Genomic DNA, 22,256 nt, shown 5'->3' on the forward strand with positions numbered 1-22,256 from the left:
GAGCTTTTCGCTCGACCACAGGCTGTTGCGTCTGGCCTGGGGGATTGTCTGGGGCGTTTTGGGCCGATGGTCACCCATCCCTTTTCATGGCTGGAGGCGGATGCTGCTGCGCACTTTCGGCGCACAGATCAGCAAGACCGCGCGGGTCTATCCCACGACCATTGTCTGGTATCCGCCCAATCTGGCCATGGGCGCGCATGCGGTCATGGGGCCGGGGGTGATCTGCTACTGCATGGACCGCGTCGTGATCGGGGATTACGCCATCGTCTCGCAACGCACACATCTATGCGGAGGCACGCATGATCCCGATGACAGGCATTTCCAGCTTCAGCCGAAGCCGATCACGATCGGCGCGCATGCCTGGATTGCTGCGGAAGCATTTGTCGGTCCGGGGGTGCATGTGGGAGAGGGGGCTATTGTCGGCGCGCGGGGTGTTGCGGTGAAGACCATTCCTGACTGGGAAATATGGGCCGGTAATCCGGCCCGCAAGATCCGCGACCGCCAGCGCTACGAATGATCCCGATCTGACCAGCTCCGCAGCGCCAGCGTTGCTGTTTCCGGCCTTCCCGGCTCGCGCTGGAACCCTGTGCCGGCGGCTTTCCTTCAGACCTGCATGCCGCTTACCAGCCTTCACGCATCATTTGCTCGAAGACCTTGCGCGCAACGACCGTGCTCCCCGCTGTCGTGAGATGGATCGTGTCCGTTCGCAGCGAGCGCGGCGTGTAGCCTGCCGCAATGTCCGCATTGTCTTCTGCCGAGCCGTTTCCTGCCGAGAGAAGGGCGCTGTAGACATCGACGAAGCGGTGGCCGTAGATGTCCGCCAGATCGCGGTTCATTTGTTGCAGCACCGCAACGCGGGCGGCATTGGCATCGGTGCTAGCCAGGACGCTGAGAACAAGAAATCGCTTATGCCCCATGAAATCGATCATCGCGGCGATATCCGCCTTCGTGGCCGCGGCGTCCGAGGCTGTAGAGACCCCGTTATTACCCGCCCAGATCCAGGCCGTATGGTTCCTGAAAAAGGCCGGCTCATCCAGCGTGAAAAGCGAGTTCTCCGGGCAGGAAACCGCCGGCCCCTCGCTGTCGCGGATGAAGGTCCAGTTGCCGTTTGAATCTGTCGTGAGATTTCCATGGACGCCCGCGAGCGTGCCGGTGGCATTCCCGGTGAAAGAGCCGCCTGACGTCAGGATATTGTTGTTCTTCGAGGTCACCGCTACGGTGAAATCGGCGGTCGCCGGGGCAAGCTTCATCACGATGTTGTCTACCGTGAAGGGAGCCGCCGTTCCCCCAACCATCAGGAAGGCGAGCGCGTTCATGGTCGAAGGGCTGCCGCCTGAACTGCCCACATAAAGCGTAGTCTTGTAGTGGCCGGACGCATTCATCTTGAAACCGTTGACGCCGGCACCGTTGTTCGAGGCCCAGTAACCGTCACTCAAACCTCCGACCTGCACCTGAAGGCCTGCAGGAATCTCGATGTCAAATTCCACGGTGAACTGCCGGCCATTCGGGACGGTCTGACCAAGCGCCACGTTGGCACCGTTGGGAGCACTGTTGGGACTGACGACGAGCTTGCCGTTGCCGAGTGAGGCTTGCCCGCCCCAGCCCTGGAGCGAGCCGTCGAAATTCCAGGACCAGACGGTATCCGCCCGCGAAGGGATGATATTGCCGCTCACGGTGACCAGAAGCGGACGCCCGCCTTGACGCGCGGCGATGGAAAAGGAACCCTGTCCACCCAGGCCGCGGTTGACGATCGAACGTTGCGGCGAAAAAAGCCCCCCGGCAATGGCCGGATAGCCTCCCGCCGTCAGGCTGTCGCCCCAGGCAACGACCGGAGGCGACATGGTATTTTTGATAGCAGCGGCGCGCACAGCAGAAACGCCGAGACTGAAGCCATACATCAGGAGCATCCTTCTGGTAAGAAAATAGGAATTATATCCTATCATTGGGCTGCTCCGTGTGGACCATGTTGGTCGAAAAAGTTTCCCGACCTGAAGGCAGGCTTGATCTTGCTACTTCCAGCGACAGAGCGCCGGAAACTGATGGCATCCCAGCCCATAGGTTTTCAGGACGTCTTCGGTGGTCTGCCCTGCGGGCGGAAATGCGTCGATCACACGGCTTGTCTTGCCGATGTCGGGCCAGAGATCCGGTATCGCCAGGGCCGCGCGATTCAGGAGCGGGCACCCGATCGTGAGGTTGCGGGCCTCGGAATTGTGCAGCGGCTCTTCCGGATGGTCGTTTGCGAGCTTCTGGAGTTCGGGATATTGGGTTGCCCACACGCCCTTGTCGTAGGGCATCGCTTCCAGTCGCTGCTGCAACGTTCCGCCGGTCATCCCTTCGCCGCGGCGAACCACGAAGATCGCGCTCTCGACGCACCGCATGAAGACATTGTCGTTGATCTTGTTGTCCCGGCCTCCATGGATGAAAACCGGCCTGCTGACTTTGTCGAAAACGTTGTTTTCGATGATGAAACCGCTTTCCTGATCGTCTAGATAGATGCCGGATACCAGCTTTCTGCCGAGCGAAAGATCTGCATCCGGCGCGTCTGCCATGCCGATGTCATGGAACCAGTTGTCCCGGATGATGGTGCCCCGTTCGGTCCAGTCGCGGCCCATATAGATGGCGCCGGCGTCGTCCGCTTCGGTCACGACATTCCTGATCTCGTTTCCCGAAATCAGGTGGTTGTTGCCCTGAACGATGATGGCGGAGTGAGGGCTGTCCTTCAGGAGATTGTTTTCGATGGTCAGGCCCACGCCGGATATCTTGACCGCCGGCCGGTAGACCCTGGCGTCCAGGCCAAAGCCGCTGATCTGGCTGTCGCGAAGCGCATGTCCCGCCGGCGTCAGCGTAGTTCTGTCGCCGCCCCTCATCTCCACCGCCGTTTCCGCAATGTCGGTAATGTTGCAATGGGTTATGACGACATTCCTGCCGCCGTCTACGACAATGGCGCGGCCGCCCATATGGCGAATGTCGCAGCCATCAATAGTGACGTTTTCGCTATTCCGTATGATCAGCGCGGTGCTGAGGGCCTTTTGGAGCTTCAGCCCGCTCAACTTCAGATCATGCGCGCCGTTGATCTCGAGGAGCGTCTTTTCGGTCGCGATCTCGAACGTATCAGCACCGTTGATCGCCGCCGCGTAAACCTTTCGCGACGTCTCGTCGAACACGTAGTCGCCCGGTCTGGCGATTGCCGTGAGCGCATTGAAGACAAAAAAGGGAAAGCTTGGGCGCAATTCAAGAGGCTGCTTCAACGGCTCGAATGTGAGCTTCTGTTGATCTGGCGTCGCTGCGGTCACTCGCGAGGCTTCAAAGGCCCAATCCGCCCCCCAATATGCGCCCAGCCAGAGGTCTGGCTCATGGGCGAAGCGTTCAAAAACGGCTTGCGGAAGAACGACGCTGTTTTTGTCGGGGCCCGGCCTTATGTCATGCGAAAAACCTTCTGAAGGCCACCGGGCAGGCTGAAAGCGTGTGTCGCCCTGAAACAGTTCGAAGGTTGAACCTTCATTTTCGACATAGCCGCCGCGGCGGGTGATGGCGAACCCGCGGGAGCCCGGCACCTTTGCCAGATCCAGTTCAAAAACCTGCAGGTTGGCGGGAAATTCGACGCCCTTGGCGGAAAGAACGCGCACGCCTTTGACCGGTACCGCCCCGTTTCGATGAAGACAGGCGAGGTTTATGGGTTCTCCGGAGAAACGGCAGGAAAGTCTCGGCTGGGAATTCGGCGCCGGTTCCGTCTCGCCATCCGCTGCGGGGCTTGACCCGGCGCTCAGGCAGAGCGCGAGGACCATCCATGCACCGGCGGCTTTTATCCTGCGCCGCGTCTTCTCTTGCGGCCGCCGATCAGCAGATGCGGGAGGAGGGGATATGAACATCATGTCAGGCACCTCTTTGCAAAGTGAACGTTTGCCGGAGCATGTGACGCCGATTGGTCGAGCGGTTGTCAACGGAATGACGCGGGCGTTGCTGCCCGCGACTTTCGCTGGATGTGCTCAACCCCCGGGCTGCGCTGACTGCGTATCGGAAGCCGGATTTTCCAGGAAGAGATCTTGATATTCAGCTTTCAGACGCGGCGAGACAGTTTTCAGGATTTCCAGCCTGGTTCGTGCGATTGAAGCATCTCCCGGCGCGTAGAATTTTGAAAATGTCAGATATTTCATGGTGACATCGGCGTCGTTGTTCATTGTTTTCATGATCATCGCCGCGCCGAGCCATGCGTTTGCGTCGCTCGGGTTGCAACGCAGGTAATTCAACAGGAAATCATGATCCTCCTGAAGCCGCCGCTGTGTCTGCTGCAGGCTCTCATGTCCATAGAGCAGATCAAGCTGTCTGAGGCGCAGGTCCTTCTGAGATCGAAGTCCCTCGCTCAGGCAATGGGAGTGCCAGCGTGTCGGGCCGGAGGCAAATGAATCCGAGGCGAAGATGTCCCGCTGCAAATCGGCCTCAGCGAGCGACTGTTCCGCTTCTTGCGAGAATTTGACAAGGGCCACATTTCCGAGCGTGATGAACAGCGAAATCGAGGCTGCGGCCATCCAGAGCACTGCGGAGAAAAGCCGCGTCGTCATCTCGCACAGCCCCCTTTGTCGAACCGTCAGCTTTCGTGATAATAAGACTTGTAGCGGTAGGAATAGTATTCCGAGGATCCGTAGGTTTCATAAAGCTTCGACTTCGCGGAATCGACCTTGTTCAGAAGCGCTCCGGCGCACTTGGCGGCGATGGCGCCATTCTTGGAAAGTTCGGTGCGGACGGCCTTGCGGGACGTCATTCCCCATTCGATCACCAGCAGGAAACAATCAACCTTCTGCGATATGGCCTTGGCGTCCACCACAGGGCCAAGCGGCGGCAGGTCAACGATGATATAGTCGAAATTGTCGGACGCTTGCCTCAGCAGATCGTCCATGCCTGAAGATCCGAGGATTTCGGAAGAGTAGGGAACACGGTGCTTCACAACGGCCGGCAGAAAGGCGAGCTTGGTCTCACGGTTGAAGAGAAGCGCGCCCGGCAGAGATGCGCCTCCGCGCACCACTTCCAGAATGCCCTCGGTGGCGTTGCGTCCGAGCTGCTTCGTTGCACCAGGGTTGCGAAGGTCGCCATCGATGAGCAGGGTCTTGGCGCCCTGGCTGGCAAGAAGCTCTGCAAAGTTGACCGATAGCGTCGATTTCCCCTCTCCGGGCAGGATCGAAACGATGCCGATGATCTTGGTCTTCTTGCCGGAGGTTTGCAGGTCTATTGCAATCTTGGCGCTTCGGAGCGTCTCGGCGAAGGACGACAGGGGATTGGCGACGACATAGTTGGCTACGGACGTGGATTTAACGATTGCCCGCGGATGACGGCTCTCATCAGCCTCGTTTGCCGCCTCGATTGCGACCGAGGCCACTTTCGGCACCATGCCGAGCGGCTCAAGGTCGAGTTCCTCACGAACCTGTTCGGGGATACGGAAGAAGCGATCGCGATATTCCCTGAAGGCGCCGAAACCGGCACCAAGCAGAAGACCCAGAAACGCGCTGGCGAAGAGAACGAGTTGCTTGCGCGGCTTGGAGGGCGCGTTCGCGACCACGGCGGGGCTGATCACGCGCGCCTCGGTAACCGGAAACGACTGTTGCTGCACAGACTCCTGGTATTTCTGCAGGAAGTTCTGATAGAGGTTCTTGTAGGTTTCGGATTCGCGTTCCAGCTCGCGCAGTTGCACCTGGGCATCATTGGCCGCGATCGAAACATGAGTGGCGGCCGTCACCTGTTGATTCAGCGCCGTCACGCGATCCTGTGCAACCTGGGCCTCTACCTGATAGCTCTGGGCAATCCGGCCAAGCTCGGAAAAGATCAGATTCTGATATTCCTTCATGTCGGCGCGCAATTGCTGGGCGCGGATATGGTCAGGGCCAAGTCGCCTGGAAATGTCGGACTCCAGCTTCGACGCCTCCACAAACTTGCCCCGAAGCGAATTGATCACCTGGTTGGCGAGCGAGTCGGTGACGGCGGAATTGATATCGCCGGAATCGATGATCGACTTGATGCTCGAATATTTCGCATCAGCCGTTGCCAGATTGGATTGAGCGATGATGAGCTGGGCATTGAGCTGCGACAGCTGCTGATCACTCAGCAGCGACCCTTCCGTCGAAATCAGCTGCTTGTCCTGCTTGAATTTCTGGACTGCAAGGTCGGTATCCAGCGATTTTTGCTTGAGTTCTGCGATGCGTTGCTGAAGCCAGTCGCCGGCGCGCCGTGTTGCCTCGTATTTCGAGTTCAGTTGATCATCCAGATAAGCCTCCCCGTATTGCCTGGCGATCGTGGCCGCCAGATTGGGGTCCGGGGAGGTGTAGGAAATGCTTAGGACATAGGTGCGACCGACGCGCGAGACTTCCACATTATCGACAAGCTTGACCACCGCCTGGCGGGTGAGCCTTGTCTTGTCGTCCGCATCGTGTCCCGATGCGAACCAGCTTCGGAAATCAACCACATTGCGAATGGCGCCTAAAACCAGCCCCAGGCCGCTTGCACGTCCGTTTATGAAGGTTTTGTTGTCCGCCAGATTGAGTTTGTCGACGACGGCCTGCGCGATGCGATCGGATTTCAGCAGTTCCACCTGGCTGAGGATCGATGCCTCATCGTCCGCTACGCCCGATACAAGCGAAAGCTGATCCACAATCTTCTTGTTATTCGCGTCGATCAACAGTTCGATCGAAGACGTGTACTGGGGGACCGCCGAAAAAATATAGGCCACGCCCAGAGCCAGGGCGCCGACCACAGCGAAAACCACAATTCGCCACTGGCGCCGGGCTATGGCGAGAAGACGGTCGAAGTCAATCACCGCTTCGTCATGAAATAAAGCGTCATCCCCCTTCAACTGAGGGTGAATATTCAAGGAATTCAACACGCTGTTCCTTGGCGCTCAGAAATTGAAGAAAAACGCATGGAAAAGGCAGGAGACCGCCTCGCTCCAATCAAAAATCAGGACGGGCTGGCCGACACCGATGCAGAGCCGGTTCCGCCGAAGGACGTTCCGCTTCCGGCATTGCTCGAAGAGGCTGCAGCATTTCCGTTAGCGGCACTATTCGTGCTGAAGCCGTTTGAGGCCCCGGTGACCCCCGTTCCGCCGCTTCCGCCGGCGCCCGCTCCGGTTCCCGTGCCTGCCGAGCCCGTCGCTGCTGTCCCGGTATCGGCCGCTCCACCCGCGCCCACGGCGGCAGTTGCCACACCACCCTGGCCCGAAGAAAAAGAGGAGTTCAGGGCGTTGGCCACTTCCTTGTTGCTCGTCGTCGAGGAAATAGCAGCCACCGAACTCTGGATCGAGTTTGCAAGGGCGACATTGCCCGTCTGCGAGAGCTGGCTGACGGCCACACCCAGACCCTTGGAAACCGCCTGCGCGACGTCCTTGTTGCCCGACGATGCTGCGAGCTGGAGGGCTGCGGTCGCAGCATTCGCACCGGCTGTGCCGGATGTCGCCAACTGGGTGATGGCGCTTGCCAGCGCCTCCGGGTTGCTGCTGAAATCGGTCAGCAGCTTGGCCGGGTTGTCGGTGTATTGAGCCAATTGTTCTTTTGTCAGCTGAGCCGGCTGGCTCGGCTGCGTGGTCGTACCGGCTGGCTGCTGTGTGCCGGTGGTTCCGGTCGCCTGCTGCGCCGATGCAAAAGTTGTAGCAGAGGAAATAACGATGCCGCATATCAGCGTTGCGGCAAGCTTATTACGAGTTTTGAAATACATCTTAACAAACCCTTTTCTAAAGCTTGTTTAATTTTATCTTAAGAGGCAGGCTCCCGCAAGCATTCGGGCGCCCGCCTTAAATTACTGCCCGAGCGCCTTCGCCGCATTCTTTGTCGTTACCAGATCGCCCACGACGTTGGAATGCGTATCGGACACGCCGTTTACGAGGTTCATAAATTTCGTGATCTCGACGGAGTCCGAGTTGGTCACGTAGATGATGTCGCGGTCGCGCATCTTGAATTTCTGAACCGCAAACAGCATCGAGGGATCACGCAGGTTGGCCTTGAAGACCGTCTGGATCATGTCGCCGCTGAAACGCGAGACGTCCAGCCCAAGCTCGACAAGTGTCTTTCGGGGCACTTCGCGATACAGAAGGACCTGTGAAGGATCCGCGCGACCATCGAGCAGTCCGCCTGCCTTCGCAAGGGCCTGGCCAAGGGTCAGGTTTGCTTCTTCGAAGTTGTACTGACCGCTTGCTCCCGTCGCGCCGAAAGCCAGGTAGGTCCGCCGTTCGCGCTCGACATAGATCGTGTCGTTCGGATGAACAAAAATGTTTTCCCTGGGGCTCGAAACTACCGATTTGAACAGCGCCGTGGCCTTCTTGCCATTGCGTTCCAGCGTCACGTAGGATTCGATGCTTGGTGCCGAAAGCCCGCCTGCCTTCGATATGATGTCGAGCACGCGGTCGCCGGTTGACACGGCCATCTGAGCGGGCTGATTCACGTCGCCCAGAATCGAGAGATTCTGCGAAGCGCTTGAAACAGTCGTGATCACCACCTGCGGCTCGATAGCCCGGTTGGAAAGCTTCTTTGCAATTTCAGCCTGAACCGCGGCCACCGAACGGCCGGTCACCTTGACCGGGCCGGCATACGGCACGATGACCTCGCCTTTGCCGTCGATCGTCTGTTTAGGCAGTGTAACGAAATTACCCTGCGTCGTCGTTGCGCCAGCAGGGATGAACAGACCGCCGGCCTGTGCCTCGAAAATGGTAATCTGGATCACGTCGCCGGCACCGAGATCGGTGGAAGGCTTTGAATTGCCCATGCCGAAACCCTTGAAGAGAGAGTCGTACACGGAATAATCGAAGTATGGCAGGACGCTGCTGTTCACGTCCAGAAGAGCATACTGGAAGCGAGACTTTTTCTCATCCAGATTGTTCTTCACAGTTGCGTTGGAGGCGACATCCTGTCGCGATGGGCCCGAACTCGGCAGAGCTGTGCAGCCAGCTGTTGTCAACATGAAACCGATTGCCAGGACGCCCCTTGTCCCTTTACCGTAAAACATTCGCGCCTCAAAAAATAAACTATATGAAATATATTAGCAGGAATCGGTAATAGAGTTCCTGCCGCGGCGCAACGTTAGATAGATCGTTAACCATGAAAAACGCGTCAAGACAGTTTTAGTGTTGTTTTTTTGCAACGGTTGTGAAAATTTTGTGACTAGCAATCGGGCATCCGGGAACAATTTGATGAAATATTAAGCGGGGAGGGCCCCCGCATCGTCCGCCAGACGAAGCGCCCTGAACTTGTCGGGCATCGTAAGGTGCCGCGTTCGCCCTTTCGGGCAGGCCGGAATGATGCTCGCTGTTGCGCCGGCCTGACCTATTTGCTGTTATGGCACCAGTTTTACGAAATGGCTTTTTCACCATGAAAGCAGATGCTCCTTTATCGTTTCTGGAGCGCCACCCGGCGATTGCGAACATGCTGCGATTGTTGTTCTGTTGCGCGACTGTATTTATTCTTCTGCCTGAGGGTTCGGTCAGGGCTCTGCCGCTCTATCTGATCGCTATTCCGATCTTTACGCTTGCCGCTCTGGTTGCGCTTGTGGTCGCGCCTGCTGACCGACATGGCTGGGTTTTCCGGGTCGGGGCCGGGGCGGCTTCGCTGATCGCATTCTGGTCGCTGTTTCAGTCCTTCGGCTTTCAGGGGAATGTGCTTGCAAATCCGGTCTGGCGCGCGACAGCCGAGGTTTTAGGTCTGGGTCCCGGCTCCATCTCCGTCGTCCCGGCCGACACGATCGCGGCGATCGTTCCGGTATTGCTTCCCTTCGCGATTTTTCTGACTGCCGTCCTTCTGTTTTCATCGGACAGGACCGCGACGATGCTTTTGCGGTTTCTGGCCGTGTCCGGCGGCCTTGTGGCGATTTACGGGATCGTGCAGCTGGAGCTGTTTCCGCAATACCTGATGTTCCGCAAGAAGGAGTATTACCTTCAGGACCTGACTGCCGTTCTCGTCAATCGCAACTCGATCGCCACCTATCTGGGGGGCACGCTGTTGCTGAATGCGGGGCTGCTCTATGACTCTTTATTGCCTCTCGCGCCGAGAAACGGCTGGGGCGGAGCCGCGGTCTATGCCCGGCGGCATTTCCGGGTCACTGGTTATTCGCTTCTACATGGCGCTCTTTTCGTCATCGTGCTGGTTGCGCTCCTCCTGACGAAGTCGCGGGCGGGCACGGCCTCCACCTTTCTGGCGCTTCTCGGTCTCGTCGTCTTCTTTGTCTTTGATGGTTATGCGCGTATCGAGCAGCGTTCGCGACGTCTCGGTCCGCGTGGGCCGAAAATGGCTGTCTTGGGGACTGCTCTTGCGGCAAGCGTTTCACTTGCTTTCGTTTTTGTCTTTCTCGGGGGGCGCGTCCTGCTGCGCGCCGATGCTCAGGGCCTGGAAGACGGCCGCTTCTGCGCCTATCCGACAATCATCAGGCTGCTGCAGGACAACTGGCTGCTGGGCACAGGTTTGGGCAGTTTCCGCGAGGTCTTCCCGCGCTATCAGAACCCCGCCTGCGGCGACGCCTTGTGGGACCGCGCGCATTCCCTTTATCTGGAAGGGTGGATCGATCTTGGCGTAATCTTCGTGTTGCTGCTGCTTGTCGTGGTTCTTGGCCTTTCCCTCGCATTCCTGACGGGCTTGAGGAAACGCAAGTCCATGCGCTGGGCGTCGGCGACGGGGTGGGCGGTACTCATGTTGTTCATGCTTCACAGCACCGTGGATTTTTCCATCCAGATCCCCGGCGTCGCTGTCTTCTTTGCGGCGATCATGGCTGCTGCATCGATCATTTCGCTCAACCGGAGCAGGCCCTCTGGCGCCGGAGGGGACAGAGCAAAGCAGGCTCCGGCAGTAACGCCCACGCGGCTTACTTCCGCAACATCGAGAATGTGAGCATAAGCGCGCCGAAGCCGTCCCCGCGCCAGATGTCGCCGAAGAAGAATGACTACGGGGCGGTTCAGTCGTCGACACGCATGCGTGTGACTTCATTCCGGTTATGGCCCTTCTTGAACTCGATGGTAACGTGCTGCCCCTCCTTCAGTTGCGGCGTGTTGCCGTCTTCGGGGAGCTTGTAGCGGGTGCCGTCGCCGAGAATAACGGTGCCGTCGCCAACATAGCGCACATTGCCATGCGCATCCTCCGCCTGGGCGAGGCCTGCCTGAAGGCCCAAGGCCGTCGCAAGAATGAATGCTCCGCCAAGGCCGGTATAGTTCGACATGGTCATTCCTCCGTCTTCGTCGTCTTGCCAAAGATGTAATACGCCACGCAACCGAGCGTAAGGGGTGATCGTGTTCTTTCCATGGAGCAGGTTGTAAGCTTTTGCCTGCGCAACGCGCCGCCGGAGGTGATGACACCGGGGTAGACCGACTTCGGAACCCGGCCCGAAGCGAGCTGCGCTTCAAATCGGCACAGAAAACACCGGTTGCTTAAAATTTTAGATTTTCGCTTAAACGGCCCCCAATACCTTTCCTGTACAACCGCCAATAACAGGGCACCACAAGGCTCCTGAATAGAAGAAGCGCTAAAGCGCACAAGGTAGAGACAGGGTTGTGTAATGCGTAAGCTCCTGAATGTCTTGATCGGCTTTGTCATGGCCTCGGCGGTTGTCAGCCCGGTGCCGGCCTCGGCCTTTACTCTCGGCTCCATGACCAGAAATCTGGGTGGTGAGGTCAATCGCCAGTTCATCTCGGTGGAGAGTCGCACGGTCGGTCCCTATGCGGGTGTCGTGTTCTGCATGCAAAATCCGCAGGAATGCGCCACGAAGCGCACACGCCGTTCCCATATTGAGATCAGCCTGAATGAGCGCCGCTTTGCGATGCTCGAGGCCGTCAATCAGTCCGTCAACGGAGCCATCCGTCCCGAAAACGACAGCGCTGAGGCTGGTGGGGACGTCTGGTCGCTTTCGCCTGTCGCCGGCGACTGCGAAGATTATGCCATCACCAAGCGCCATGAACTGATCGCGCGTGGATGGCCCGCGAATACGCTGCGCATGGCGGTGGTTTACACGGCCTTCGGCGAGGGCCACATGGTGTTGGTTGTCAAGACGAACTCGGGCGATCTGGTTCTCGACAACCGGGTCCAGGCGATCCGCCGGTGGGACAAGACGGGTTTGAAATGGGTGATGATCCAATCCTCGTCCAACCCGAAGAAATGGATGACGGTCGCCGGCAGCAATGTGTGAGGATCGGGCGATTTTCGATGGCGAGGATGATCCTGGCGGGCCCTCAGGCGGCCCGTCTTTTCGTTTCGGTTCGCTTCGAACGGGCAGGCCACTAAAGTTCCGACACGAGACCTTCGGCAATTTTCAGCACGGTAAGCCGGCCGGTGGCATAGGCGCCCGTGTCTATCCCGATCCGGTTGGGGCCGTATGAAACTGTCGCTGCGGGCGTGTGACCATGAACGACCGTCAGAGGAAGGCCCGGGCCCTCCGAGAGGAAAGGTTCCCGGATCCACATGAAATCGAGTGGCTCCTGACGTTCGATGGCGACGCCCGGCTGAATGCCGGCATGGACGAAGAGAAAATCGCCGCCGCGCGCCCATAGCCGTGTTGTCGAAAGGAATTCGCGATGCTGGGCGGGGACATGTGAGCGCAAGGCTGCGACCAGAACGTCTTGCCCCAGGGCCCGGTCGCCATAGGGGTCGATATTCAGTCCGTAGGAGCGGAGCGTCTCCTTGCCGCCGAGATCAAGCCAGCCCCATTCTTCTAGCGGATTTTCAAGAAAGTTAAGGAAGACGTCGTCGTGATTGCCGCGCAGGCAGAGCCTGAGAAAACGCGGATTTCGGTTGCTGCGAAGGTGTTCCACCACGCCGCGGGAATCGGGACCACGATCGATGTAATCGCCGAGATAGACGGCCAGTGCGGTCTCGTGATCGCCGACATCGGCTTCAATCTTCCGGTCCGCCTCCATCAGCAGGTCGAGGCGGCCGTGTATGTCGCCGATGGCATAAATCTTCTGGAACCTGTCGAACGGGATATCGACACCCGTCGCGCCCGCTGCCGTTTTCGGCTGTGGCGTTCTGGTCAGGGTTTTCTTCATCCAGCGCAGCATGGCAAATCCCGGTTCCAGCGGCCTTTTATCTCGCAAGGCTACTTCAGCTGAATCTAATTGCTCATTTGGAGATTGCAAATGAGCGGCTTGTGATCGGAGCCGAGATTGGGGCCGGTCTGGCAGTCGGAGAGCACATTGCCGCGGCTGGTCAGAATGTGGTCGATCGGCGAGCCGAAGAATGGGAGGCCTTTGCGCACCGCCATCCGGGTCGGCAGGGCCAGCAAAAACGGCTGCTCGTGCAATTCGCCGGCCGCGACGATCGCGCGAAATGCGGGATCCCATCGGGTGGCGTTGAAGTCGCCCATCATGAGAACCGGTTCCGTTTCCAGCTCGACATAGCGCACGACATCGGAGAGATAATGGTCTCTCGCCTTCATCTCGGCCAGTTCCTTCAGCGTTGCGGGGTGAATGGCCCACACGACAAGCCGCCGATTCTGTACGTTCAGTTCGGCGCGCAGCATGGAATTCGCGTCGATCATCCGGCTCGCCTGCTTCAGGATCGGATATTTCGACAGGATCATGACGTCGGAGGCCGCCTGTGTGTGGTAGGGGAACAGGCTGTAGAGCGTGGTTGTGACGCCGTTCTGATGTTCGCCCATCTCCTGAATGCTGATGACGTCGGGATCTTCCTGCTTCAGCCAGGTGTAGATGTCACTTCTATCGCGCTCATCCGCTAGCCAGTTGAACGAGATGACTTTGAGCTTCGGTCCTCTCGCGGGTTCGGAGTTTTGCTGCCAGTCGACAAGCGTGGGCGACACGAAATCGCCAAGAACAACGACGGCCGCAAGTGTCGCGGCCACGCGCAGGCGGCGGCTGACAAGAGACGTTCCCAGCAGAAAGACGATAAGTGCGACGAGAAAATAGTCCCAGAACAGATAGGCCATCGCGAGGATATGGCCCAGCTCGAGCTGATACCGGCGTGCCAGAAGCAGGAGGCCGAGCGCGAGTGCAGGGCCCGCATACAGGCAGAACTTGCGCATTTGACCGATCATCCGGGCTCCCGTTGAACATTTCGGTTTTTGTAGCACCGCAATACGTCGGTTTCCTTGGGTGTCAAAATTAAATTTGGTCGGATTTCGCCGCGCGCGGCCAATTGAGATGACCGGATCAAGCGCCCCCCAACGCCGTGTCTCACGGCCGCTTGCCGCAGCGCTCCTGCTGTCTCAGAGCACGCCCCAGGCGCGGTAGCGTCCCCGCCCGGTCATTTCGCGCAGGTTCAGCTCCTTGGTGAGAACAAGTGCCCCCTGTGGCGTGATGTCGAGTTCCTGCGCGATCAGGCTCGCCGAAACCACGGGCCGGGCGATCACCAGATCGACCAGCTGCGGCAGGCGCGAATGGCCGCGACGGTTGGCGGTGCGGCGTTCAAGCTGGGCGCGGGCCGCCAGCAGCCGGTCATGCTCCTTGAGCCCGGTCGCGGCGGTTTCCTCAAAGCTTTCCAGAATGGCCAGCAATCGCGTCATGCGGCTCGGCGATCGCCGGCGTTCAATCTTGATGGCCTTCAAGCCGACATTCAGTGGCGGCAGATGTGCCCTTGCGATCCCGTCCTGCCGCATAAGCGCGGCGATCAATTGCCGGCCGAGTTCAGCCCTGTGTTGAAGCACCTGCAGCTGGTTCCAGGAATCGAGCGCAATTGCGGCCTTCAGAATGGGTGGCAGTTCATGGGCGGATTTCACCACCTGAAACCATTCCTCCAGCCGCGCGTCCTCGTCCCAATCGGCGTCGTAGATCAGCGGGTCTCGGTCTGTCGCAGGCTTCGTGACCGGACGATTGTTCAGCGTGTCTTGGATCAACGCATTGCTGCGGCTCAGAAGCGCGTCGATTTCTGCAAATTCAACCGCGGTTTCAGCCGAAAGCGCGTCTTCATCCTCGGGTTCGACTTGAGCCGGCATGGGGGAGGCGGGCCTGGCTGCCGAGGCTATTTCCGTCTCACGCGCGTCCCCGCGCAGACGGGCAAGGCCCGATGGGCTTAGCGCCCATTCCGCCGGATGGCTCCCGATCTGGCGGCGGCTGCGCAGAACCGAATGCGCGATGGTCAGTTCGTGCGTCGGTGTGCGCGCGTCGCGGCGCGCATCGTGCAGAACCAGATCCTCGACATGCACCAGCTCGCCATCCACCCACATGGAGGCAATGGCATCGGCGAAATCCTGACGCTCGAGAAAACCCTCGCGAATGGAGGAGCGCGCGACACATTCATCGAGCCGCGCCAAGGCTTCCGCTGCGCGGCAAACGGGGGCGAAAAGTGCCGAAAGATCGATTCGCTTCAGATCATAGGACATGTAAGCCAGCGTAGGCGATTTACAGCCAGCTGCCTATTGCCCGCACCGTGGGATCAGCGGCGTCCCCAGCAAATGAAATCGGCATTGGCAAAGTCGCTGTCATGGGTCTGGTTGCGCTTGCCGTAAGCGAGCGGATGGCCATTCGGGTCGACCGTCGAGCCGCCCGCAGCACGCACCACCGCGTCGCCGGCGGCCGTGTCCCATTCCATGGTCCGGCCGAAGCGCGGATAGACGTCCGCTGCGCCTTCGGCGATCAGACAGAATTTCAGCGACGAGCCAACGGAGCGGTAATCCTCTACGCCTTCCTTTTCGAGGAAGGCGAGTGTTTCCGGGCTGTTGTGTGAACGGCTGGCAACTGCGACCAGCTTCTCAGGACAGGCGCGTACGCCGATCGAATGACGCGAGACGAGCCTGCCGCCTTCACCGATGATCAGTTTTTCAGCGCCCGCCGCATCGCCGCGATAGAGTACGCCCTTGGCCGGGGCATAGACCACACCGGCCACCGGGCGTCCTTCAACGATCAATGCAATATTGACCGTGAAGTCCTCACTCTTGTTGATAAATTCCTTGGTTCCGTCGAGAGGGTCGACGAGGAAGAAGCGACCGGAGGCGGTGGCGGGCATGTGGCCCGCCGCGCAGGCCTCTTCCGCCACCAGCGGAATGTCCGGATAGGCTCTCGTCAGGATGCCGGCGATGATGGCTTCCGCCTTCTCGTCGGCAATGGTGACGGGAGACTGGTCGCATTTCATGCGGACTTCGGGGCCAGCGCGAAACACGGTCATGATCACAGCGCCTGCCTCGATGGCGGCAGCCGTGAAAATCTCGAGCATGGGGTCTTTGATGGTCATCTTTTTTCTCGCGTCGGCAAGGCGTTGCCGACGCTTCAGCATATATGATCAGCGGACTTTCGCCGCAAGCCGCCGTCCCCCAGGGTTCACCACTTCGCCGAAGCGAAGCATCAGGGTTCGAGCACTATTTTGCCTGAAACGCCGCGTTCCATCAACCGGGTCAACACTTTCGGCGCATCGGACAGCGGATAGCGGGCGCCGATCAGCGGCTTGACCTTGCCATCGAGATACCAGCCGAAGAGCTCGCGCACGTTCTCCGCGTAGATGGCCGGCTCATGCTGCGTGAACGCTCCCCAGAAGACACCGATAAGGGAAAACTCCTTTACCAGCGCCAGATTCACGGGGAGTTGCGGAATGCGGCCCGCGGCAAACCCGACCACCAGATAGCGGCCGTTGCGGCCCATCGTGCGCACCAGCGTGTCGAATGTATCGCCGCCGACGGGATCGAAGACCACGTCGACGCCTTGTCTGCCGGCCAGTTCCCGCAGCGTTTCCTTCAGATTGTCATAGCCGATGACATGATCGGCGCCTGCCTGACGGGCAGCTTCGCGCTTCTCGTCCGTCGAGGCGATGGCAATCACCGTGGCGCCCATGGCCTTGCCGATCTCGACGGCGGCCAGCCCCGTCGCCCCGGCCGCACCGGCCACGACCAGCGTTTCACCCGGCTTCAGATGTCCGCGCTGCTTGAGCGCATGATGCGAAGTGCCGAAACCGCACATGAGCGCACAGGCATCCTCGTCGCTGATCTGGTCGGGCAGAGGGATACATTGCGCCTCGGCAAAGACGCCTTTTTGCGCGAAGGCGCCGGTGCCGGCCGTCGCGACCACGCGCATGCCGGGCTTCAGATGCTTCACGTCGGGTCCGACGCTTTCGACGATGCCCGCCATTTCCATACCCGGAATGAAGGGAAGCTCAGGTTTGGCCTGATAGAGACCCTGAACCAGCAGGCCATCGGGATAGTTCACCCCAATCGCCCTGGCCTTGATCACCACCCTGGAACCCGAAGCTTCCGGCTCCGGCAGATCTGAAAAGGTCAGGCCGTCAATCGGGCCGTAGGCCGAGCAGAGGATCGCCTTCATCAGACTTTCTCCTGCGTGTAGCGTTTCAGTTCTTCACGGGCGATCTGACGGCGGTGGACGGCATCCGGGCCGTCGGCGAAGCGCAGCGTGCGGACATTGGTCCACGAGCGGGCGAGCGGTGTGTCCTGACTGATCCCCATGCCACCGTGCATCTGCATGGCTTCATCAATGATCTTCAGCGCCATGCGGGGTGCTGCGACCTTGATCTGGCTGATCCAGACGGCGGCTTCCTTTGGATTGCCGCGATCGATCATCCACGCTGCCTTGAGGCAGAGCAGGCGGGTCATCTCGATCTCGATGCGTGCTTCCGCGATGATGTCGAAGTTTGCGCCGAGTTCCGCCAGCTTCTTGCCGAAGGCCTCGCGGCGCAGGGCGCGCTGGCACAGCCGCTCCAGTGCCATTTCGGCATGTCCGATGGCGCGCATCGTGTGGTGGATGCGCCCGCCGCCGAGTCGCCCTTGTGCGATCTCGAAGCCTTTGCCTTCGCTGAGCAGCAGGTTAGAGGCCGGAACGCGGACATTCTCGAGCTTCAGATGCATGTGGCCGTGCGGCGCGTCGTCATCGCCGAAAACTTCCATCGCCCGCAGCTTGGTTATGCCGGGTGTGTCGGCAGGAACGAGGATCATCGAATGCTGTTCGTGCTTGCGCCGCTCCGCGCTCGGCGTGTGCACCATCACGATATAGATCTGGCAGCGCGGGTCGCCCGCACCCGACGACCACCACTTCTCGCCATTCAAGACATAATGATCGCCATCCCGCTCGCAGCGCATGGCGATGTTGGTCGCGTCGGAGGAGGCAACGTCGGGCTCCGTCATCAGGAAGGCGGAGCGGATGTCGCCGTTGAGCAGCGGCTTCAGCCACTTTTCCTTGTGCTCGGGCGCGCCGTAGCGTTCCAGAACTTCCATATTGCCGGTGTCAGGCGCCGAGCAGTTGAAGACTTCCGCCGCGAGGAAGGATTTGCCCATTTCCTCGGCCAGATAGGCATATTCAACCGTGTTCAGGCCGTAGCCGTTCTTCGAATTGGTCAGCCAGAAATTCCACAGGCCGCGTTCCTTCGCTTTTTTCTTCAGGCTCTCCAGGATTTCTGTCTGCCGCGCCGTGTAGGCGAAGCGATCGCCGCCTTCCGCCTTGCCGACCTCGGCGAGATAGTCCTCATCGAGCGGCATGATCTCGTTGCGGATCATGTCGCGCACTGCGCGATGGATGGGCTTGAGACGTTCCGTCATGCCCAGCGGCATGGTGTCTGCGCCTGCGACGATATCGGACATGATTTCCTCCGTGACGCCCGACCGGAGCCTTCAGCTCCGCCTCCGTCGGACGAAAAATCCTGATAGTGACGTTGATGCAAGTGAACATACTACCGAGTATGTTGTCAATCGCCCGCGAATGTTGCAATGATATTTCACAAGGGAGGAATGCGCATGACTGAACAGCATCGGGAGCCGAATACCGGAACCTCTGACCCGGCAACGCTCGACCTTGGAGCGCTCGGACGGGAGCTCGCAGACGCCATCAAAGGCTTTGGGGCGCTGCAATCGGCGACGAAGTTCTCCGATGGACAATCAAACCCGACCTATCTCCTGACGGCGGAAGGCCGGCGCTACGTGCTGCGCGCCAAGCCGCCCGGCCATCTGCTGGCCTCCGCCCATCAGGTCGATCGCGAATTCCGTGTTTTGAAGGCGCTGCATGGCAGCGCCGTGCCTGTGCCGGAAGGGCTCTATCTCTCGCTGGAACAATCAAGCATCGGGCGGATGTTCTACGTGATGAGCCATGTCGACGGACGCATTCTTTGGGACCCGGCCCTGCCGGGCGAGAGCGGGGAAGGCCGTCGTGCTATTTATGATTCGATGAACCGGGTGCTTGCTGCGCTTCACAGCATCGACGTCAACGCGGCGGGACTTTCGGATTTCGGCAAACCCGGCAGCTATTTCGAGCGTCAGATCGCCCGCTGGGCCAAGCAATATCGCGCCAGCGAGACCGAAAAGCTTGAAGACATGGACTGGCTGATCGACTGGCTGGAAAAGCACGATGCCGGCGACGACGGGCAGGTGGCGCTCGTTCACGGCGACTACCGGATCGACAACATGATCTTCTCACATGATGGCGCAGAGGTTCTCGCCCTCCTTGACTGGGAGCTTTCCACCCTCGGCCATCCGCTTGCCGATCTTTCCTATCAATGCATGCAGTGGCGTCTGCCCAACGAGGGTAGCTTCCGTGGTCTGGGCGGGCTTGACCGTGAAGCGCTCGGCTTGCCGCTGGAGGCCGATTATGTGCGCGCATATTGCGAGCGGCGCGGGATCGACACGCCGCAAAACTGGATCTTTGCGCTGGCGTTTTCGTTCTTCCGGATCGGCGCGATCATTCAGGGCGTCTTGAAGCGGGCGCTGGATGGCAACGCCTCCAACCCGGAAAAGGCACGGCAGCTGGCCGCCGCAGTGCCGCTTGTGGCGCGCATGGCGCGCGATCTCGTGAACAAGGGAGAATGACGATGGGGCTGTTTGAAGGACTGACGGTTGTCCTGACGGGTGCGACCGGTGGCTTCGGTGAGGCCGCGGCGGAGCGCTTTTATCGCGAGGGTGCCAATCTGGTTCTCTCCGATCTCACGGAAGAGTCGGTCGACCGGGTCGCCAGCCGGTTCGACGCCGGACGGGTGGTGACGCTGGCGGGTTCCGTAGCCGATGAGAGTCTTTCGCAGGATCTGGTGCAGCTCGCCTTTGATAGTTTCGGTTCGCTCGATGTGGCAGTGAACAATGCGGGGATCGCGCATCCTCTGGCCAAGCTGCCGCAGATCGACAGCGAGGTGGCACGCCGCGTTATCGATATTGATCTCCTTGGCGTCTTCTACGCCATGAAGCACCAGCTTCCGGTCATGGAGAAGCAATATCGCGAGCGTGGGCGTATGTCCGCCATCGTCAATGTTGCATCCGTGGCGGGCGTAGCCGGTGCGCCGACCGCCAGCGTCTATGCGGCCGCCAAGCATGGCGTTGTCGGGCTGACGAAATCCGCCGCACTCGAATATGTGCGCCGGGGCGTCCGCGTGAACGCGCTTTGCCCGTCCTTTGCCCGCACACCCATGGTCACGCGCATGCTTGACGAGCAGGTCGCGAGCGGTCAGGTCTCTCTCCAAGAGGCGGAAGCCCACCTGACGCGCGGGATTCCCGCGCGCCGGCTGGGGGAGGTGGCGGAGGTTGTCGAGGCGCTGATTTTCGCGGCCTCGCCGGCCAATTCCTTCTATACGGGGCAGACAATCCAGGTCGACGGCGGCATGACTGCCGCATGATAGGTGTTATCAACGCGTCCTGACAGCTGTCAGGTTATCCGCCGCTTCATAGATGGCGCAGAGGATATGATAGAAGGTGCTGGCCGGGGCGGCTTCCTTCAGGAGGCTGCCATCCGGCTGGCGTTTGTCGAACCAGAGGCCTTTGACCGGCGTCGACAGGAACAGCGAAAACGCTTCGGTCGCCTTGATGGCAGAGGCAAGATAGTGCTCGCGCTTATCGGGGTTGCCAACGAGGGCAAGCTTCGTAGAGGCCTTCAGCCACTCGGTTTGCGGCCACAGGCGGGCTATCGGATCATGAGCCGAAAAATCGTCGTAAAGGCTCATGATGGCGACCTTGCCGTCTTCGGACATACCGTAGGTAAGACCGATATCGAAAAGCCGTTCGGCTTTGGCGAGCGCTTCTTTGTTGCCGCGCAACGTGCCCCAGCGGGCAAGTAGCCAGGCCCATTCGAACTGATGGCCGGGCTCCATGATCCGGCCCTGGTCGGAGGGGTGCGGCGCCCAGTCGTGATCGAAAAACTCGCGCAAGCCGCCGGATTTCGGGTCGATGAATTTCTGCAGTGCGAGATGCGCGATCTCGTCGGCGAGCGCCCCCCAGATCTGCGGGCGCTCCGCCAGCGCTTCCCAGGCAAGCGCCGCTTCGAAGAGATGCATATGCGGGTTGGAGCAGAGCGGCAGGCTCGGCGGGTCTGCATGTTCAAAGCCAGCGATCGGGTGCTTGTGATGCGCGGTCAGCAGCCTCAGCAGTTCCGTCGCCTGTTCTTCCATGCGCATGGTGGCGTCGGGAAAGCCGGCGGCCACCTGCGAAAGGGCGAAGAGAGCGAAGGCCTGATTGTAGAGATCAAAGGAGGGGTCGATCAGCATACCTTGCGGGCTCGCAACTGCGCCATACAGGCCGTCATGCTTGCGGAAGGTCTTGTCGAAATAGGTCAGGCCGTTTCTAACAAGGGTGTCCCAATCGCCCTCGACGCGGCGTTGATGGGCGGCGCTGAAACAGTAAATCTGGCGCGGCTGGACGCGAGCGCGACGATTATCCTCCACCATCGGACGGCCATCTTGCGCGATCCGCTCGTGAAAGCCGCCGGTCGTCTGTTCGACGCCTGCGGTGCTCCAGAGCGGCAGGGCAGCGCCTTCCAGCCATTCGGTCAAATTCTGAACGGCCTCTTCGAGGCTTTTGATGGTTTCTATGTTCGACATACCGGTTTCTTGAAAGCTCATGATGTAAACACTGATGGATAACTGAATAAGAAAAACTCTGTTCCCGAAGCCGGCTGCTCTTCTTCCGGGTTAGGGCTGCTCGAAACTGAGAATGTCAGCCTGGCACGTAATCCGCATCTGAAACATGTTCCAGCCAGTCGACCGCCTTGCCGTCAAGCGCTTCCTGAATGGCAATATGCGTCATGGCGAAGTCCGGTGCTGCTCCGTGCCAGTGTTTTTCGCCCGGTTCGAACCATACGACATCGCCGGCGCGGATAGGCTCCACTGGTCCGCCCTCGCGCTGAACCAAGCCCCGTCCGGCCGTAACGATCAGCGTTTGACCGAGCGGATGCGTGTGCCAGGCCGTGCGCGCGCCGGGCTGAAAGGTGACGGATGCAGCAGCCACGCGGGCCGGGGCCTGCGTCTGGATCAAGGGCTCCAGCCGGACGTCGCCGGTGAACCAATCAGACGGACCGGCATTCGAGCGTCGCTCTTCGAGGCGATTGATGTTCATGAACGGTCTCCCTGAGATATGGCGCTCTTATCGCATTAAACGGCCTGCCGTCGCAA

20 protein-coding genes are annotated in these 22,256 nt (G+C 59.8%); 5 read left to right on the forward strand and 15 right to left on the reverse strand.

The annotated features are described in order from the left end of the window. Nucleotides 1–100 precede the first annotated feature (100 nt). Nucleotides 101–517 carry a putative colanic acid biosynthesis acetyltransferase gene (locus LQK83_RS09435; protein ID WP_330166274.1) on the forward strand — a complete coding sequence of 139 codons (417 nt, stop codon included), beginning with the start codon at nt 101–103 and terminating at the stop codon, nt 515–517. 103 nt (nt 518–620) lie between these two features. Here LQK83_RS09435 and LQK83_RS09440 read toward each other — a convergent pair whose 3' ends face one another. The 6 genes from LQK83_RS09440 to LQK83_RS09465 form a co-directional block, all read right to left on the reverse strand. Next, nucleotides 621–1,898 (reverse strand): hypothetical protein, encoded by a 1,278-nt coding sequence (locus LQK83_RS09440; RefSeq protein ID WP_230837148.1) that lies wholly within the window; start codon nt 1,896–1,898, stop codon nt 621–623. Between the two features lie 111 nt (nt 1,899–2,009). Further along, on the reverse strand, nt 2,010–3,626 hold the full coding sequence (locus LQK83_RS09445) for a right-handed parallel beta-helix repeat-containing protein (RefSeq protein ID WP_230837149.1): 1,617 nt from the start codon (nt 3,624–3,626) through the stop codon (nt 2,010–2,012). A gap of 360 nt (nt 3,627–3,986) precedes the next feature. Then, entirely contained in the window at nt 3,987–4,526 is a 540-nt protein-coding gene (locus LQK83_RS09450; protein WP_230837150.1) for a hypothetical protein, read from the reverse strand. A 59-nt stretch (nt 4,527–4,585) separates the two neighbouring features. Further along, entirely contained in the window at nt 4,586–6,868 is a 2,283-nt protein-coding gene (locus tag LQK83_RS09455; RefSeq protein ID WP_442966728.1) for a polysaccharide biosynthesis tyrosine autokinase, read from the reverse strand. Nucleotides 6,869–6,942: 74 nt separating this feature from the next. After that, nucleotides 6,943–7,695, reverse strand: coding sequence for a hypothetical protein (locus tag LQK83_RS09460; protein ID WP_230837152.1), 753 nt, complete (start codon nt 7,693–7,695; stop codon nt 6,943–6,945). An 81-nt stretch (nt 7,696–7,776) separates the two neighbouring features. Further along, nucleotides 7,777–8,934: a polysaccharide biosynthesis/export family protein gene (locus tag LQK83_RS09465; protein WP_230837153.1), complete on the reverse strand. Its 1,158-nt coding sequence runs from the start codon at nt 8,932–8,934 to the stop codon at nt 7,777–7,779. Nucleotides 8,935–9,281: 347 nt separating this feature from the next. Here LQK83_RS09465 and LQK83_RS09470 point away from each other — a divergent pair, with 347 nt between their 5' ends. Beyond that, nucleotides 9,282–10,850 carry an O-antigen ligase family protein gene (locus tag LQK83_RS09470; RefSeq protein WP_230837154.1) on the forward strand — a complete coding sequence of 523 codons (1,569 nt, stop codon included), beginning with the start codon at nt 9,282–9,284 and terminating at the stop codon, nt 10,848–10,850. 64 nt (nt 10,851–10,914) lie between these two features. On the opposite strand, the gene LQK83_RS09475 is transcribed toward LQK83_RS09470, so the two are convergent. After that, nucleotides 10,915–11,175, reverse strand: coding sequence for a DUF1344 domain-containing protein (locus LQK83_RS09475; RefSeq protein ID WP_230837155.1), 261 nt, complete (start codon nt 11,173–11,175; stop codon nt 10,915–10,917). 336 nt (nt 11,176–11,511) lie between these two features. Here LQK83_RS09475 and LQK83_RS09480 point away from each other — a divergent pair, with 336 nt between their 5' ends. Then, nucleotides 11,512–12,138 (forward strand): transglutaminase-like cysteine peptidase, encoded by a 627-nt coding sequence (locus LQK83_RS09480; RefSeq protein ID WP_230837156.1) that lies wholly within the window; start codon nt 11,512–11,514, stop codon nt 12,136–12,138. Between the two features lie 91 nt (nt 12,139–12,229). Here LQK83_RS09480 and LQK83_RS09485 read toward each other — a convergent pair whose 3' ends face one another. From LQK83_RS09485 to LQK83_RS09510, 6 genes are all read right to left on the reverse strand, one after another. Next, on the reverse strand, nt 12,230–13,006 hold the full coding sequence (locus tag LQK83_RS09485; protein ID WP_230837157.1) for a metallophosphoesterase family protein: 777 nt from the start codon (nt 13,004–13,006) through the stop codon (nt 12,230–12,232). A 53-nt stretch (nt 13,007–13,059) separates the two neighbouring features. Next, nucleotides 13,060–13,998: an endonuclease/exonuclease/phosphatase family protein gene (locus tag LQK83_RS09490; protein ID WP_230837158.1), complete on the reverse strand. Its 939-nt coding sequence runs from the start codon at nt 13,996–13,998 to the stop codon at nt 13,060–13,062. 171 nt (nt 13,999–14,169) lie between these two features. Next, nucleotides 14,170–15,282, reverse strand: coding sequence for an RHE_PE00001 family protein (locus LQK83_RS09495; protein WP_230837159.1), 1,113 nt, complete (start codon nt 15,280–15,282; stop codon nt 14,170–14,172). A 53-nt stretch (nt 15,283–15,335) separates the two neighbouring features. Next, complete coding sequence (cysQ, locus tag LQK83_RS09500; RefSeq protein ID WP_230837160.1) at nt 15,336–16,130, reverse strand: 3'(2'),5'-bisphosphate nucleotidase CysQ; 795 nt, start codon at nt 16,128–16,130, stop codon at nt 15,336–15,338. 110 nt (nt 16,131–16,240) lie between these two features. Next, nucleotides 16,241–17,209 carry an NADPH:quinone oxidoreductase family protein gene (locus tag LQK83_RS09505; protein WP_230837161.1) on the reverse strand — a complete coding sequence of 323 codons (969 nt, stop codon included), beginning with the start codon at nt 17,207–17,209 and terminating at the stop codon, nt 16,241–16,243. Further along, entirely contained in the window at nt 17,209–18,477 is a 1,269-nt protein-coding gene (locus LQK83_RS09510; protein ID WP_230837162.1) for an acyl-CoA dehydrogenase family protein, read from the reverse strand. The genes LQK83_RS09505 and LQK83_RS09510 overlap by 1 nt, the downstream gene beginning before the upstream one ends. A gap of 153 nt (nt 18,478–18,630) precedes the next feature. On the opposite strand from LQK83_RS09510, the gene LQK83_RS09515 reads away from it, so the two are divergent. Continuing rightward, on the forward strand, nt 18,631–19,695 hold the full coding sequence (locus tag LQK83_RS09515) for a phosphotransferase family protein (protein ID WP_230837163.1): 1,065 nt from the start codon (nt 18,631–18,633) through the stop codon (nt 19,693–19,695). Nucleotides 19,696–19,697: 2 nt separating this feature from the next. Continuing rightward, nucleotides 19,698–20,489 (forward strand): SDR family NAD(P)-dependent oxidoreductase, encoded by a 792-nt coding sequence (locus tag LQK83_RS09520; protein WP_230837164.1) that lies wholly within the window; start codon nt 19,698–19,700, stop codon nt 20,487–20,489. Between the two features lie 9 nt (nt 20,490–20,498). On the opposite strand, the gene LQK83_RS09525 is transcribed toward LQK83_RS09520, so the two are convergent. Both LQK83_RS09525 and LQK83_RS09530 read right to left on the reverse strand, forming a co-directional pair. Then, complete coding sequence (locus tag LQK83_RS09525; protein ID WP_230837165.1) at nt 20,499–21,686, reverse strand: AGE family epimerase/isomerase; 1,188 nt, start codon at nt 21,684–21,686, stop codon at nt 20,499–20,501. 115 nt (nt 21,687–21,801) lie between these two features. Then, entirely contained in the window at nt 21,802–22,200 is a 399-nt protein-coding gene (locus LQK83_RS09530; RefSeq protein ID WP_230837166.1) for a (R)-mandelonitrile lyase, read from the reverse strand. Nucleotides 22,201–22,256: the final 56 nt, after the last annotated feature.

The organism is Rhizobium sp. C1, assembly GCF_021026335.1.
In the GTDB taxonomy this organism is placed as follows: Bacteria; Pseudomonadota; Alphaproteobacteria; order Rhizobiales; family Rhizobiaceae; genus Ensifer_A.